Origin of the sequence: Candidatus Acidulodesulfobacterium acidiphilum (genome assembly GCA_008534395.1) — a bacterium.
GTDB lineage: Bacteria > SZUA-79 > SZUA-79 > Acidulodesulfobacterales > Acidulodesulfobacteraceae > Acidulodesulfobacterium_A > Acidulodesulfobacterium_A acidiphilum.
Genome location: SHMQ01000007.1, coordinates 72,118 through 87,163, shown reverse-complemented (window position 1 = coordinate 87,163; position 15,046 = coordinate 72,118). Strand labels below are relative to the sequence as shown.

General features: G+C 35.5%; 14 protein-coding genes, 1 tRNA gene and 1 other RNA gene. All 16 read left to right on the top strand.

Annotated elements, in window-relative coordinates; translation table 11 throughout:
- Positions 1–161 precede the first annotated feature (161 nt).
- The 16 genes from EVJ48_04135 to EVJ48_04060 all read left to right on the top strand — a co-directional run bounded on the left by EVJ48_04135 (position 162) and on the right by EVJ48_04060 (position 14,934).
- On the top strand, positions 162–356 hold the full coding sequence (locus EVJ48_04135) for a 30S ribosomal protein S21 (protein ID RZV39705.1): 195 nt from the start codon (positions 162–164) through the stop codon (positions 354–356).
- 19 nt (positions 357–375) lie between these two features.
- Positions 376–732 (top strand): CvpA family protein, encoded by a 357-nt coding sequence (locus tag EVJ48_04130; GenBank protein ID RZV39704.1) that lies wholly within the window; start codon positions 376–378, stop codon positions 730–732.
- A gap of 191 nt (positions 733–923) precedes the next feature.
- A complete protein-coding gene (gene dnaG, locus EVJ48_04125) occupies positions 924–2,783 on the top strand; it encodes a DNA primase (GenBank protein ID RZV39703.1) in 1,860 nt (619 codons plus the stop codon).
- Positions 2,784–2,789: 6 nt separating this feature from the next.
- A complete protein-coding gene (gene rpoD / locus EVJ48_04120; GenBank protein RZV39702.1) occupies positions 2,790–4,727 on the top strand; it encodes an RNA polymerase sigma factor RpoD in 1,938 nt (645 codons plus the stop codon).
- 8 nt (positions 4,728–4,735) lie between these two features.
- Positions 4,736–4,811: transfer RNA gene (locus tag EVJ48_04115), tRNA-Met, on the top strand.
- Between the two features lie 8 nt (positions 4,812–4,819).
- Positions 4,820–5,932, top strand: a complete 1,113-nt coding sequence (locus EVJ48_04110) for a Nif3-like dinuclear metal center hexameric protein (GenBank protein ID RZV39701.1) — start codon at positions 4,820–4,822, stop codon at positions 5,930–5,932.
- 25 nt (positions 5,933–5,957) lie between these two features.
- On the top strand, positions 5,958–6,740 hold the full coding sequence (locus EVJ48_04105; GenBank protein RZV39700.1) for a hypothetical protein: 783 nt from the start codon (positions 5,958–5,960) through the stop codon (positions 6,738–6,740).
- Positions 6,737–7,189, top strand: a complete 453-nt coding sequence (locus EVJ48_04100; protein RZV39699.1) for a ribonuclease HI family protein — start codon at positions 6,737–6,739, stop codon at positions 7,187–7,189. Before EVJ48_04105 ends, EVJ48_04100 begins: the two co-directional genes overlap by 4 nt.
- 16 nt (positions 7,190–7,205) lie before the next feature.
- Positions 7,206–7,541: RNase P RNA component class A (gene rnpB / locus EVJ48_04095), an RNA gene on the top strand.
- Between the two features lie 28 nt (positions 7,542–7,569).
- On the top strand, positions 7,570–9,375 hold the full coding sequence (locus EVJ48_04090) for an elongation factor 4 (GenBank protein ID RZV39698.1): 1,806 nt from the start codon (positions 7,570–7,572) through the stop codon (positions 9,373–9,375).
- Positions 9,376–9,443: 68 nt separating this feature from the next.
- Complete coding sequence (gene lepB / locus EVJ48_04085; GenBank protein RZV39697.1) at positions 9,444–10,097, top strand: signal peptidase I; 654 nt, start codon at positions 9,444–9,446, stop codon at positions 10,095–10,097.
- A gap of 5 nt (positions 10,098–10,102) precedes the next feature.
- Positions 10,103–10,630 (top strand): bifunctional pyr operon transcriptional regulator/uracil phosphoribosyltransferase PyrR, encoded by a 528-nt coding sequence (gene pyrR, locus EVJ48_04080; protein RZV39696.1) that lies wholly within the window; start codon positions 10,103–10,105, stop codon positions 10,628–10,630.
- The gene (locus EVJ48_04075) at positions 10,627–11,565 is read left to right on the top strand and encodes an aspartate carbamoyltransferase catalytic subunit (protein RZV39695.1); all 939 of its coding nucleotides are present in this window, start codon (positions 10,627–10,629) and stop codon (positions 11,563–11,565) included. Before pyrR ends, EVJ48_04075 begins: the two co-directional genes overlap by 4 nt.
- The gene (locus EVJ48_04070) at positions 11,558–12,838 is read left to right on the top strand and encodes a dihydroorotase (protein ID RZV39694.1); all 1,281 of its coding nucleotides are present in this window, start codon (positions 11,558–11,560) and stop codon (positions 12,836–12,838) included. Before EVJ48_04075 ends, EVJ48_04070 begins: the two co-directional genes overlap by 8 nt.
- Before the next feature lie 24 nt (positions 12,839–12,862).
- Entirely contained in the window at positions 12,863–13,963 is a 1,101-nt protein-coding gene (carA, locus tag EVJ48_04065) for a carbamoyl-phosphate synthase small subunit (GenBank protein ID RZV39693.1), read from the top strand.
- A complete protein-coding gene (locus EVJ48_04060; protein RZV39692.1) occupies positions 13,951–14,934 on the top strand; it encodes a radical SAM protein in 984 nt (327 codons plus the stop codon). The genes carA and EVJ48_04060 overlap by 13 nt, the downstream gene beginning before the upstream one ends.
- Positions 14,935–15,046 lie beyond the last annotated feature (112 nt).

The window sequence follows — 15,046 nt, the reverse complement described above, 5'->3', positions numbered from 1 at the left end:
ATCCGGTCTCGACGAAAAAAATAACCGCAAACAAAAATAGTTGCAAATTAATAAAAAATGTAAGATACTATATAAGGGCAAAGTTGTAATAAAGTTGTGAAGGTACCGGAATTGAATTCCGATACCTTAATATTAAAAAAAAAAGGAGGCGAAATTAGGTTTTGTCAATCGTAAAAATTAAAGAAAACGAATCGTTCGAAAATGCTTTGAGAAGATTCAAAAAATCTTGCGAAAGAGCAGGCATTCTTTCTGAAATCAGAAAAAGAGAGCATTACGAAAAACCGAGCGTGAAAAGAAAGAAAAAAGCGGCAGCTTCCAGAAAAAGAAATTCCAAAAAAAATTATTTCAATTATTAATAATTTACTGATAAAATCTATGAGTTATTTGGATATAGCCTTTTTGGTCTTTTTTATCATTATTATGATAAGAGGTTTTTTTAGAGGTTTTATAAAAGAGGCTATATCTATACTCGGGGTTTTTTTTGCGTATTACGGAGCGTCTTACGTAACTTCAAAATATTACGATTCTTATTATTTAAGCAATATCGCGCAGCGGTTTAACAACCAAGAATATGGAAAAATAGCGGTTTTTGCGGCTGTTTTTTTATTAATCTTAATAATTTTTGCATTAATATCGTTCACACTTACAAAAATTATAGATTTAGTAAAATTAGGATTTTACAACAGAATGGGCGGTTTTTTTTTGCCGGAATTAAAACTTTTTTATTGCTGAGTTTAATTTTATATTTTCTTTTTTCCATTCCAATAACCGCTAAAACTTTAAATAGTTATAAATCGAAAAGCTTTATCCCTTATTTTTTAAAAACCGGCAAATTTTTATCCCCGTATCTGAACAGATTCTATTAAATTTTCAATCGCCGTATTAAATTGTTTTAGGTTTATATATTGTATAATTAAGAAGTTATGGATAAAAATATAGAAACCGTATTGTCTTACGTTAATATCGTAGAAGAAATATCAGGCTTCGTTAAACTAAAAAAAACAGGTAGGAATTATACGGGCTTATGCCCGTTTCACTCAGAGAAGACGCCTTCTTTCAGCGTTAACGAGACAAAAGGATTATACTACTGTTTCGGGTGCGGCAAGGGAGGCAACGTTATAACTTTCCTTAAAGAAATTAGGGGAGATTCTTTTTCCGACATCGTCGATTATCTTAAAAATAAATATAATATTCCCGTCGAATATACAAAATTTCGCAAAACCGACAGCTCCTCCCAAGCGGAAAATCCGGTTAAAAAAATAATAAATCTTGCAGTTAATTTTTATTACGAAAATCTTTTCGTCTATATTTCTAACAGCCGGCATATAATGAATTATCTTAACGAAAGAGGTATAAACGTAGATGTTGCAAAGGATTTTAAATTAGGATATGCAGGTTTTGGAAACGGCTTAACCGCACTGCTTAAAAGCGTTAAAGCAGATCTTGATATTGCGGCGGATATGGGGCTTTTGGTTAAAAAAGACGATTACAATAAGGTTTATGCCGACAGATTCGTCAATAAATTAATTATTCCCATAATGGACAGAACAGGCGAGCCGATAGCGCTGGCTTCCAGAATTATCACGCGGGAACGAGATCAGTTATCTAATAACTTTCCAAAATACATTAACACAAATAATTCCGAAATTTTCGTAAAAAATAATACCCTTTACGGTTTAGACAAAGCCCTTCCTTTTATTAAAAAAGAAAATGCCGTTATAGTAGTAGAAGGTTATTTCGATATGATAACGCTTTACGCAAACGGTATTAAAAATATCGTAGCTACTATGGGCACCGCTCTTTCAAAAAACCATATTTCAAGTTTATCGAGATTGTGCGATGAAATTGTTTTGCTTTATGACGGTGATAAAGCCGGAATAAATGCAATCAATAGAGGAATGGAATTATTCAGGGAGTTCATGGACAGCTCCGATAAGAATATTTACGCCGCCTGTCTTAGCGGCGGAGAAGATCCTGATACTTACGTGCGAAAATTCGGAAGCGAAAACCTTATAAAATTAATTAACGAAAGCAAAAAACCTCCGGTAGAATTTGCGATAGACTATTATGTTGAAAAAAACAAAAAAAGCGGTATAATTAAAAATAACGAGGAAAGCAGATTAAAAAGCAAGATATCCGTCATAAAAGACGTCGTACCTTACTTTAAAAAAATCGGTAATAATATTATATTTTCGCATTACGTAAATATACTTGCAAATAAACTCGGTTTAAACGAAAACGTAATAAGAAGGTATATTGAATCGAATAAAAGCTGGATTGGAACCGGAAACACGGATTATAGTTTAGATACTGCCTACGAAATTTCAATAAAAGAGGATATGGGCATTGAAGATATTATCGTAAGCAAGATATTTTGCAATTTGGTATTGACAGAGTATATAAGCGATGATATAATATCTGAATTTTCCGATAAAGATGCCGTATATATTATTAAAGAAATTCAAAATGCCGTTAAAAAAGGCGCAAGTCAAGAAATAATTAAAGGTGCGGTAGAAGAAATAATTTCGGGAACCGTTAACGCCGATAAATGGAAAAGGATTTATTATTCAGGTTTGATGTCGGAAAATAGCGGAAATAGAGAAGATTTTAAGAAACTTCTTATGAAGTTAAAAGTTAATAATATAGATAAAATATGCAGAGATATATTAGAGGCAATTAAAAGCGGTAATTTAGACGAAAAAGGTAAAGTAATCAAATTTCAGGAATTAAACAGGTTGAAATATATCTCTAAAGAGTTTCAAAAAAAAATTTGCGGGTATTGATACAATATGACTAAAAAAAATATAGAAAATAAAAAAAATAATAAAAATAAGGCAAATAAGACAGAGGCAAATAATAAAGCCGATAAAAATAATACCGTTAAAGAACAAAAACCGTCGGATACTTTAAAAAAACAGAAAAAGGAAAAAGAAATAGAAACGTTAATTTTAAATAAAAGCATAGAGAAAGCCAAAGAACGTTCCGGTGGCAGATTAAGCTACGACGAATTTAACGATATTTTACCTCAGGATATAGTTTCTTCCGATCAGATAGACGATTTAATAAGCATGCTGGGAGAGAAAGATATAGAAATCGGCAGAGACGCTTCTTCTATTTTCGGCAAGTCTTCTTCTAAGTTCGCCGACGACGAAATTTTTAGCGACGAATTGGAAGATGAAGAAGATTTATCCCTTAAAACTAACGATCCCGTAAGGATGTATTTAAAAGAGATGGGGTCGGTAGCTTTGCTTACTCGTGAAAGAGAAATAGAAATTGCGAAAAGCATTGAGGAGGGGGAAGAAGAAATTTTCTCATCCGTTTTAAATTCCGATATTTTAATCCGCTGGGTTATATCGATAGGAGATAAATTAAAAAACGGCGATTTAAATATTACGGGCATAGTTTCCGATTTCGACGACGTCGACTTTCCAAGCGAGAAGGATATAGAAAAAGCGGAAAGCAGATTTTTATCTATTATTGAAAAAATAAAAAAAGAAGTAAAATATAAGGAAGATAAATCTAAGACCGAAAATGTTTCTAAAAAATCAAAGAAAAATAAAATTTCTTTAAGAGAAGAAGGTTCGGACGAAACAGAATCCGATGAAGATAATATAGAAGATATAGATTCAGATAATTCTTCAAAATCTATTTCTTGGGTAGGGCATAAAAATCTAACGGCGGAATCAAAGAAAAAAATACTCGGTTACATTAAAGATTTAAGACTCAAAAAGAAAATATCCGATAAAGTTATAATGAGGCTTAAAAATCATAATATCAAAATATTGGAATTCGAAGAAAGTATTAAAGAGCTTGAATCCGCTTATAGTAAGAAAAACGAAATCGGAGAACAGTCTAAATCTCAGGAGCATAAACGCCAAGAAAGCATTAATAAGCTCATAAACGAGTATAAGACAAAGATTGCAGTTTCCGAGAAAGAGGTAGGCGTATCCAAAAACGAACTTAAAAAAATAGTCGAAGCTATAAAAATAGGCGAAGAGAAGTCTAAAGCGGCAAAAACCGAATTAGTAGAAGCTAATTTGAGGCTCGTGGTTTCTATAGCAAAAAAATATTCCAATAGAGGGCTTCAATTTTTAGACCTTATTCAAGAAGGCAATATAGGTCTTATGAAAGCGGTCGAAAAATTCCAGTATCAAAGAGGCTATAAGTTTTCTACATACGCTACTTGGTGGATAAGACAGGCTATTACCAGAGCGATTGCCGATCAGGCAAGGACTATAAGGATACCGGTTCATATGATAGAAACCATTAATAAATTAATCAGGACTTCAAGAGCTTTGGTCCAGGAGATTGGAAGAGAGCCTGTTCCGGAAGAAATTGCCGAAAGAATGGATTTGCCTATAGATAAAGTAAGAAAGGTTTTAAAGATTGCAAAAGAGCCTATTTCTCTCGAAACTCCCATAGGCGAAGAAGAAGATACGCATCTCGGCGATTTTATTGAAGATAAAACTACCGTTTTGCCTTTGGAAGCGGCAATAAATTCCGACCTTGAAGAGCAGACGGGAAAAGTTCTTTCTTCTCTTACCGAAAGAGAAGAAAAAGTTTTACGCATGAGGTTTGGAATAGGAATTAAATCCGACCATACCTTAGAAGAAGTAGGGCAAGAGTTTGGAGTTACAAGAGAAAGAATAAGGCAGATAGAAGCAAAAGCCCTTAGAAAGCTCAGACATCCGAGCCGTTCTAAAAGGCTTAAAACATTTGTAAAGTAGTGGATTTAGGGCCTATAGCTCAGCTGGTAGAGCGGCCGGCTCATAACCGGTTGGTCCCTGGTTCGAACCCGGGTGGGCCCACCATTTTAAAAATGTCATTATTTATAAAAGATGTAGTAGATAAATTAGAAAACCTGATACCGCCAGATTTGCAGGAAGATTGGGATAATTCGGGTTATCAGGTAAAATTATCCAATTCGCCGGTAACAGGCATAGTAACATCGTTAGACATTTCTAAAAAGTCCTTAGATTTATCGCTTAAAACCAATTCTAACCTTATATTAATTCACCACCCGCTCTTTTTTCATCCTCTACCCTTTATAGACTTAAACTCTCCGTCGGGCAGATTTTCGGAAGTTCTAATAAATAATAAAATCTGCGTTTATGCTATGCATACTAATTTCGATTCCTCCGCATATTCTATGAGCCGTTATATTATAAACAAGCTGTCGGCAAAGGAAATTATGCCCCTTGTATCCGGGAAAAGAAATCTTTATAAATTATCGGTTTTTATTCCCAAAGGTTATGTAAGAGCGGTTAGAGAAGCTCTTTTTAAATACGGAAATCCAAAAATAGGAAACTATGAAAATTGCTCTTTTGAAACTAAAGGTAAAGGCTCCTTTAAGCCTTTATCCGGCTCAGACCCGTTTATAGGGGAATCCGGAAAAACTTCTTTCGTCGACGAATCTAAAGTAGAAATATTGATAGAAGAAAGATTTATAAAGCAGGCGATAGAAGAAATGAAGAAAGTCCATCCTTACGAAGAGGCCGCTTTCGATATTTTTCCGTTATACGATTTCGGAGGAAAAGAAACGGGAATGGGTGCAGTCGGTAATTTAAAAAACGCGGCGACGCTGGGTAAAATTTTGGAAAATATTCATAGCATTTTTTCGCCCGTTTTTATAAATTATTGCGGTAAATTAAATAAAAAAATAAAAAAAATAGCCGTAGTATCCGGAAGCGGATTTTCTTTTATAGACAATGCTATAAAAGCGGGCTGCGATCTTCTGATATCTTCAGAATTAAAACATAGTACGGCAATCAGGGCAAATTTGAGCGGAATATCCTTGATTGAAATGTCCCATTTCGATACCGAAAAATATTTTACCGAAATAACGAAAGATATAATAGAAAAAGAGTTTAATTCTAATATTCCGGTTTTTGAGAATAACGACGAAAACAGCCCTTTTAATAAATTTAAATAATATATAAACATAAGGAGGATAAACTTTGAACGAACAAATTTCTTTTATATTGGATATTCAGAATATTGATTTGGAACTTTTAAAGTTTGAGGAATCGCTTAAGAAAATTAATAATGAAATTGAAGAGTTGCAGAACGGAATTAATTTAAAAAAATCGGAGCATGAAAAATTAAATGAAGATTTAACGGAGTTAAATAAAAAAATATCAGGAACCGAGGTAGAAATTCAAACTTTCGACGACAAGCTTAATAAAATGAAAGATACGCAAAAACTTATAAAAACTAATAAAGAATATAACGCGCTTCAAAAATCCATAAAAGATACCGAAGCTTTAAAAAAGAAAGCCGAAGGGGAATTAATTATGTTGGCGGAAAATCAAACGGCTTTGAACGATAAAATGAATTTAATAAAAAAAGAGGCAGAAGACCTGCAGGTTAGTTTATCTTCAAAAGATGCCGAATTAAAAAATATAGAGAAAGAATTTGAGTTATCAAAAGAGGATTTTTTAAACAGAAGAGATGTCGCAAAGAGCAAAATCAAAAAAAGCTACTTAGACATATATGAAACTATAAAAATAAGAAAAGGATTTCCGGCTATTGCTCCGGTACTGCAGTCCGGAGCCTGTACCGGATGCTACAGAATGCTGCCCCCTCAGCAGTTTAACGAGCTTATATCGGAAAATGTTTTTATGCAGTGTCCAATCTGTTCAAGAATTCTTTACATTGAAAGCGTTCCGCAGGAAACTGTTGCGGAAGCATCTTTGCCTTCTCAAAAAACATCTAAAAAAACCGGCAAAACAAGAGTATGAATTTAACGGTTTACACCGACGGAGCGTCACGAGGAAACCCCGGAAAATCAGGGGCTGGAATTTTCATTATAGACGAAGATAATAAAAAAACTATTTCTCTTAAACAGTATCTCGGTATTTTAACGAATAACGAAGCAGAGTATAAAGCGCTTATTATAGCCTTGGAATACCTTGTCGAACTTACAAATACGAATGAAAGATTTAATATTAATTTTTTATCCGATTCGCAGCTTTTAGTAAATCAGATAAACGGGGTTTATTCGGTAAAAAGTCCAAATATCTTACCTCTTTACAATAAAGCAAAAAAAATAATTGCAAATTTAAACGCCGTTTACTCATTTAAACATATCCTGAGAACGCTTAATTTTAAAGCCGATAAGTTAGCAAATTCGGCTATAGATTATAATGTAGAAAAGTTAGATATTGACGAACAAACATCAAGCTGTTAAAATGATTTGTCGGTCGTAAGCAAAAGCGGTCGGTCGCAAAAAACTTTTTGTTTTTTGAGGAAAGTCCGGGCTCCAAAGAGCATAACGCCGTTTTAAACCGGTGAAGGCAACTTTAAGGAAAGCGCAACAGAAAATATACCGCCTCTTAATTACCGTAACGGTAAAGAGGTAAGGGTGAAATAGCGAGGTAAGAGCTCACTTGGACATTATGCAAATAATGTCTATGGCAAGCCCCGTTAGGAGCAAGAACAAATAGGAAGACCAAGGCTGCTCGTCTTATACGGTCTTCGGGTTGTTCGCATAGAGAAATGACCGGCATATACAGAACCCGGCTTACGATTTTGCTTACGGCCGTAATATTATAAAATTTATAAAATCGAATGGACATAAAAAAAATAAGAAATTTTTCAATAATAGCCCATATCGACCATGGAAAGTCCACGCTTGCGGACAGGTTTTTAGATTTTACCGGAGCAATTACCGAAAGGGAAAAAGTTTCGCAGTTTTTAGATAACATGGAACTTGAGCGGGAAAGAGGCATTACTATAAAGGCTCAGACCGTGAGGCTTACATATAATTACGGCGGGGTCGATTATACGCTTAATCTGATCGACACTCCGGGACACGTAGATTTTTCTTATGAAGTGTCTAAGTCTTTAGCTGCTTGCGAAGGAGCTCTTTTGGTAGTCGATGCTACGCAGGGAGTTGAAGCGCAGACTTTAGCAAACGTTTATATTGCTTCGGATATGAACTTAACCGTAGTTCCGGTAATAAATAAAATAGACCTGCCCAGCGCCGACCCAGAAAAAACTAAGAAAGAAATTGAAGAAGTAGTTGGTTTGGAAGCCGGAGACGCAATTTTGGCAAGCGCTAAGGAAGGCATAGGAATTAAAGAGATATTAGAAGCGGTTATAGACAAAATACCCCATCCAAGCGGAGACCCGAACGCACCTCTAAAGGCGCTCATTTTCGACTCATGGTTTGATTCATATCAGGGCGTTATAGCGCTAATAAGGGTATTCGACGGAACCGTCGTTCCAGGCGATATCATACTGCTTATGCACTCCAAAATTTCATATGAAGTGCAAAAAGTAGGCGTTTACAGCCCTTTCATGAAAGAGCTTAATGCTTTAAGCGCCGGAGAAGTAGGATTTATAATAGCTAATATAAAAGATTCGGGAAGATTTAAAATTGGCGATACTATAACCCTTAAAAATAATCCTACAAAAGAACCTTTGCCGGATTTTAAAGAACCTAAACCTATGGTGTTTGCAGGCATCTATCCTATAGATTCCGACGATTATACCGAGCTTAAGGATTCTATAGAAAAATTAAAATTAAACGATCCTTCTTTTTCATTCGAGCCCGAAAGTTCGCTTGCTTTAGGTTTCGGTTTTAGATGCGGATTTCTTGGACTTTTACATATGGAAATTATAGTCGAAAGACTTGAGCGCGAATACGGTTTAAGTCTTATATCTACGTCGCCGACCGTTCTTTATAATATAATAACAATGAAAGGAGAAGTTAAAACTGCTCTTAATCCCATGAAATTTCCGCCTTCCGAAGATATTTCAATGCAGGAGGTCGAACATATAGAGGAACCTTTTATTAAGGCAAATATTTATGTTCCTTCCGAATATCTCGGGAAAATAATAAACCTTTGCGTAGAAAAAAGAGGAAGACAGGTAGAATTAAAATATATTACGAAAACCAGAGTCCAGTTAGTTTATGAATTGCCTCTGTCGGAGATAGTTCTCGATTTTTACGACCAGCTAAAATCTCTTTCTAAAGGGTATGCTTCTTTCGATTACGAATTCAGCGGATACAGGCCGGCAGATATGATAAAACTTGAGATATTGGTAAATAAAGACCCGATAGATGCCTTATCGGTTATAGTGCACAGGGACAAAGCCTATGCAAGGGGCAGAAATATAGTAGAAAAACTGAGGACTTTAATACCGAGGCAGATGTTCGAAGTTGTTCTTCAGGCGCAAATAGGTTCTAAAATTATAGCCAGGGAAGAGATAAAGGCTTTACGCAAGAACGTGCTAGCCAAATGTTACGGCGGCGATATTACAAGAAAGAGAAAACTTTTAGAGAAACAGAAAGAAGGAAAGAAAAAAATGAAAAATATCGGTTCGGTCGAAATTCCACAGGAGGCATTCCTCTCTATATTGAAAGTCTGATGACAATGTTGCAATATTAGACATTATTAAAAAAAACTGCTATAATTTATAAAATTAAAATATTTTATATGAGCGATAAAAAACATACATTATGGGATTACTTTAAAGCTATAATAATAGCGATAATTATAGCTTTACTATTTAGAACTTTCGTCGTACAGGCTTTTAAAATACCTTCGGGTTCTATGGAACCCACCCTTATACCGGGTGACCATATTTTGGTCAATAAGTTTATATACGGAATCCATATTCCTTTTACCGGCGATATAATTCCCGTTTCGCATCCTAAAACCGGTCAGGTAATAGTATTTAAATTTCCTTATGCAAAAAAATATAACCTTCATCCAGGTATAGATTTTATTAAAAGAGTTATAGGTACGCCGGGCGATAAGATTCAAATAATAAACAATAAAGTATACATTAATAATCGTATTTATAATTGCAAGTATGCTAAATGGACATCCAATAAGATTTTACCGGCTTACGATTCGCCAAGGGATAATTATGGCCCTATTACGGTTCCAAAAAATGAACTTTTTGTTATGGGCGATAACAGGGATAACAGTTTCGATTCGAGATATTGGGGTTTTGTTCCATATAAAGACGTAATAGGTCAGGCTTTTATCATATATTTTTCATGGAATCCTAAAAATCATTTCGAAATATACTGGCATCGTTTTTTTAAGACAATTCCCGAATGTCCAATTAAAAATTTAGGGTGAATTTAATGTCGAAAAGCGGAGTTATAGTTTTTGACGATAAAGAAACAGACTTAATTCTTAATGATTTTATAAATAAAATAATAAGTTCTGGTTTAGACTTTAGCAATATCGGAATAATAGGCATAAAAAACGGCGGAATCGTTTTGGCCGATTTGATAAAAAAAGCAGTCTTAGACAGGTTCGGCATAGACTGTAAAATCGGCTATATAGATATGACGCTTTATCGGGACGACCCGTTTGCCGTTAAAAAATCCGGCGATTCCACGGATCTTCCTTTCGATATCAACGGCAGGGAAATTTTACTCGTCGACGACGTTATAAGCAGCGGAAGAACCGTCAGGGCTTCCATAGACGAAATATTCGATTTCGGAAGACCGGCCAAGATTAAACTTGCGGCTTTTATCGATAAAGAAGGAAGAGAATTGCCTGTTTGTCCAGATTTTATAGGCAGGAAAATAAAAGCGGAAAAAAATGAAATAATTAACGTAAATATTACAAGTATAAGCGATAAAAAATTTGTCGAAAAAATATGAGCTTTCAAAAAAAAGACCTCATTACTATCAAAGACCTATCGGCATCCGATATTAATTATTTTGTCGAAACCGCAAAAGAATTTAAAAAAATTTCTCTAAAAGACATAAAAAAAGTTCCTACGTTAAGGGGAAAAACCGTAGTAAATATTTTTTACGAACCGTCCACCAGAACAAGGTCGTCTTTTGAGATAGCGCAAAAAAGACTAAGCGCGGATTCTTTAAGCATTGCAGTTTCGCAGAGTTCCGTCGTGAAAGGAGAAAGTCTTAAAGATACTCTGCTTAATCTTGAGGCCATGAAGCCGGATGCTTTTGTTATCAGGCATTCAGAATCCGGAGCGGCGCATTTTATATCTAAGATTACAAAAGCTTCCGTCGTAAATGCCGGAGACGGCATAAACGAGCATCCCACGCAGTGTCTTTTGGATATTATGACGGTTGCGGAAGCAAAAAAAGATTTTAAGTCTCTTAAAGTGGCTATAATCGGAGATATTTATCACTCAAGAGTCGCACGGTCGGATATTTACGGATTTTCAAAGTTAGGCGCCGAAATTTATCTTTATGCTCCGCATTCTCTTTTGCCGAGGATGGCGGAATACGGCGGCGGCAAAGTATTTATTTCGAAAAGTATGGAAGAAGCGGTTAAAAATGCCGACGTAATAATAATGCTGAGAATACAGAAAGAAAGAGCAGGTTATTATTTTATACCGTCGATAGAAGAATACAGAAATTTTTTCAGGTTGACGCCTGAGCTTTTGTCGAAGGCCGATAAAAAAGTTATGGTGCTTCACCCCGGACCTGTAAACAGAGACGTGGAAATTTCCGGCAGTATAATAAACGAAAATAAAACCCATATATTTAAACAAGTTGAAAACGGAGTCGCCGTAAGAATGGCATGTCTTTATATTTTAATAGGATATCAGAAACTTAATGGATAAACTTTTAATAAAAAACGGCATAGTTATCGACCCTTTGACTAAAACCGAAGTCAAAAGAGATATCTATATAGAAAACGGAATAATAAAAGATTTGCCGGTTAAAAAGCCGACAGGCGCTAAGGGCGGAGTTAAAACCATATCCGCCGACGGTTTAATAGTTTTTCCCGGTTTAATAGATATGCACGTTCATTTAAGGGAACCCGGCTACGAATATAAAGAAACGATAAAATCGGGAATGGAGGCGGCAATATCCGGAGGATTTACCTCTATATGCTGTATGCCGAACACAAATCCGGCAAACGATTCGGAAGAGGTAACAAGTTTTTTAATAGGCAAGGCAAAAAATTTAGATTTAATAAATTTATTTCCTATAGGCGCTATTTCTAAAGGGCTTAAAGGCGCTTCGCTCGCCGATATAGGAAAACTTAAAGATGCCGGGGCGATAGCGCTTAGCGACGACGGCAATCCGGTAGAGGATTCGGCACTTATGAGCAGGGCGTTATTATATGCCGATACTTTTAATTTACCCGTTATATCGCACAGCGAAGATATAAAATTGCGCGGCAAAGGCGTAATAAACGAAGGGGTTATGTCGGAGCGGCTCGGCGTTATCGGCATGCCTAGTATCGCCGAAGATATAGGCACCGCAAGAGACGTTATTCTTGCCGGATATTACGGCGTAAAACTTCACGTTGCGCATGTTTCTACGGCGGGTTCCGTAAACATTATAAGACAGGCAAAAAAAACAGGGGCAAAAGTTACTTGCGAAACCTGTCCCCATTATTTTTCTCTTACCGAAGAATCTTTGCTCGATTATAATACTAACGCAAAAATGAATCCTCCTTTAAGGACTGAAATGGATAAAAGAGCCGTAACAGAAGCTATACAGGACGGAACTATAGACGTTATAGCTACGGATCATGCTCCTCACAGTAAAGACGAAAAGGACGACACTTTGGATGCCGCTCCTTTTGGAATTATAGGTTTAGAAACTTCATTGCCGTTAACCTTAAGGCTTTTTCACGATAACAAAATTTCTTTAATAAGAATTGCGGAGCTTATGTCTTTAAATCCTGCTAAAATTTTAAATTTAACGGGAAGGGGTTCGATTTCTAACGGTTATATAGGAGATATTACGGTAGTCGATTTAAATAAAAAGTGGCAGTTTACCGAAAGAGAAATTAAATCTTTAAGTAAAAATTCGCCTTTTATAGGAGAAAAGTTTAAAGGCAAATCTTCTTTTGTTATAGCAGGCGGTAAAGTTTTAAAATAAAATTAAATAAAAATATTAATAAATATGGATAATAGTTTTAAAAAAGAAAAAGCCGTATTGATGTTTGAAAACGGAGATTTTTACGAAGGATTCTTTGAGGGAAAACCTCTGGAATCCGGCGGCGAAGCCGTTTTTAATACAGCTATGAACGGTTACCAGGAATTGGTTACGGACCCGTCTTATAACGGACAGGTAGTAGTTATGACTTATCCTATGATAGGCAATTACGGAATAAACGAGTTTGATTTTGAGTCCGACAAGGTGTGGATTTCCGGCTTGGTAACAAAAAATTACGTTAATAACTATTCGCATTACGGCGCAGTCAAAAGTTTATCCGAATTTATAAATTCGTACGGTTATCCGGTTGTATCCGGAATAGATACGAGGCATTTGACTATTTCTATAAGAGACGGAGGACAGTCGAACTTATATATAGCTCCAAAAGAAGCAGGTATCGATTATATTAAAAAGAAATTAAGTTCTTTACCTAAAATGGAAGGTTTAAATTTAGTCTCAAGCGTTTCATGCAAAAAAGCTTACGAAAATAAAACGGACTTTCCAGAATTCAGGGTTACGGTTATTGATTACGGAGTTAAATTTAATACTATTAGATGTTTAAATCATATAAAAGCCGATGTTACCGTAGTACCTCACAATTTTTCTAAAAAAGAAATATTAAATACAGAGCCGGATGGAATTCTTCTGTCGAACGGTCCCGGCGATCCTCAGACTATGACCGAAGAAGTTGAAACTATTAAGGGTTTGCTGGGCGAAAAGCCTATTTTTGGAATATGCCTCGGACATCAGCTTTTATCTAGGTCTTTAGGTTTTAAAACTTATAAGTTAAAATTTGGACATCACGGAATAAATCAACCCGTTAAAAATTTAAAAAACGGCAAGGTAGAAATTACTTCCCAGAATCATGGTTTTTGCGTAGATTTTCAAGGTAAATCAGCCGATAAGAATACCGTTTTGACGCATATAAATTTGAACGACAATACCGTCGAAGGCATTAAGAACGAAAAATTAAAGGCGTTTTCCGTTCAATATCATCCGGAAAGTTCTCCCGGTCCTAGAGATTCGCGGTATCTGTTTTCCGAATTTAAAGCGATATGTTTAAGATAAGGGACGGTTTTAATTTGTTTAAGCCTTCGTATCTTAATATTTCTAACGCAGATTTTATCGCAAAAATAGATGCGCTTTACGATTTAGCCGAAAATTGCGGATTGTGTCCGAGACGGTGCGGAGCAAAAAGGTTAAAAGGCGAAAAAGGTTTGTGCGGCGGAGAAGATGTTCTTAAAATAGCCAGCATAAATCTTCATTTTGGAGAAGAACCTCCTATATCCGGAAAAACAGGTTCCGGAACGGTTTTTTTTAGCGGCTGTCCGTTAAAATGCAAGTTTTGCCAGAATTATCCTATAAGCAGGTACGGCGCAGGAGTATATCATAGCACGGCCGAATTTGCGGAAAAAATGGTTAAGCTGCAGGAAAAAGGGGCTAACAATATTAACCTCGTAACTTCTGCGCATTATATGCCTTTTGTCGCCGAATCTATTTTTTTGGCTAAAAAAATCGGGCTTAATATACCGATAGTTTATAACAGTTCCGGTTATGAAGACGAAAGACTGTTAGATTTGCTGGATAATTTAATAGATATATATCTTCCGGACATTAAATATTCCGATGACGGATATGCTTTAAAATACTCAGGAATATCTAATTATGTAGAAGTAAACAGAAAGGCTTTAAAAATAATGTATGAACAGGTTAAAGAGCTAAGAATAAATAAAAAAAACGGTATTGCGGTATCGGGACTTCTGATAAGGCATCTTGTTTTGCCGAATGGAATAAGCGGTTACGAGGATTCTTTTAAATTTATAGCCGAAAAGCTTAGTATAGATGTTCCCGTAAGTATTATGAGTCAGTATTTTCCGGCTTATAAAGCCAAGTACGACGATAATATATCTATGCCGATTACTAACGAGGAATATTCGGCTGCGGTCGAATCGTTAATCGGCAATAATTTAACGGGCTTTTTTCAAAACGATAAATTTTTCGACGAAGATTTAGCCGACTTAAGTCATTGCGAGCGATAGCGTACGGAGTTTAATAAAGTTCAATAATCTCGCATTAAAAGTAAGCGGCCATTCGATCAATAAATAATAGATTAAATATAAAAATATATAAATATTAACTATATAATAAAAC

Coding starts and splice junctions, on each gene's coding strand:
- EVJ48_04130 (RZV39704.1), top strand. CDS start 376: ATGAGTTATTTGGATATAGCCTTTTTGGTCTTTTTTATCATTATTATG.
- dnaG (RZV39703.1), top strand. CDS start 924: ATGGATAAAAATATAGAAACCGTATTGTCTTACGTTAATATCGTAGAA.
- rpoD (RZV39702.1), top strand. CDS start 2,790: ATGACTAAAAAAAATATAGAAAATAAAAAAAATAATAAAAATAAGGCA.
- EVJ48_04110 (RZV39701.1), top strand. CDS start 4,820: ATGTCATTATTTATAAAAGATGTAGTAGATAAATTAGAAAACCTGATA.
- EVJ48_04100 (RZV39699.1), top strand. CDS start 6,737: ATGAATTTAACGGTTTACACCGACGGAGCGTCACGAGGAAACCCCGGA.
- EVJ48_04090 (RZV39698.1), top strand. CDS start 7,570: ATGGACATAAAAAAAATAAGAAATTTTTCAATAATAGCCCATATCGAC.
- lepB (RZV39697.1), top strand. CDS start 9,444: ATGAGCGATAAAAAACATACATTATGGGATTACTTTAAAGCTATAATA.
- pyrR (RZV39696.1), top strand. CDS start 10,103: ATGTCGAAAAGCGGAGTTATAGTTTTTGACGATAAAGAAACAGACTTA.
- EVJ48_04075 (RZV39695.1), top strand. CDS start 10,627: ATGAGCTTTCAAAAAAAAGACCTCATTACTATCAAAGACCTATCGGCA.
- EVJ48_04070 (RZV39694.1), top strand. CDS start 11,558: ATGGATAAACTTTTAATAAAAAACGGCATAGTTATCGACCCTTTGACT.
- carA (RZV39693.1), top strand. CDS start 12,863: ATGGATAATAGTTTTAAAAAAGAAAAAGCCGTATTGATGTTTGAAAAC.
- EVJ48_04060 (RZV39692.1), top strand. CDS start 13,951: ATGTTTAAGATAAGGGACGGTTTTAATTTGTTTAAGCCTTCGTATCTT.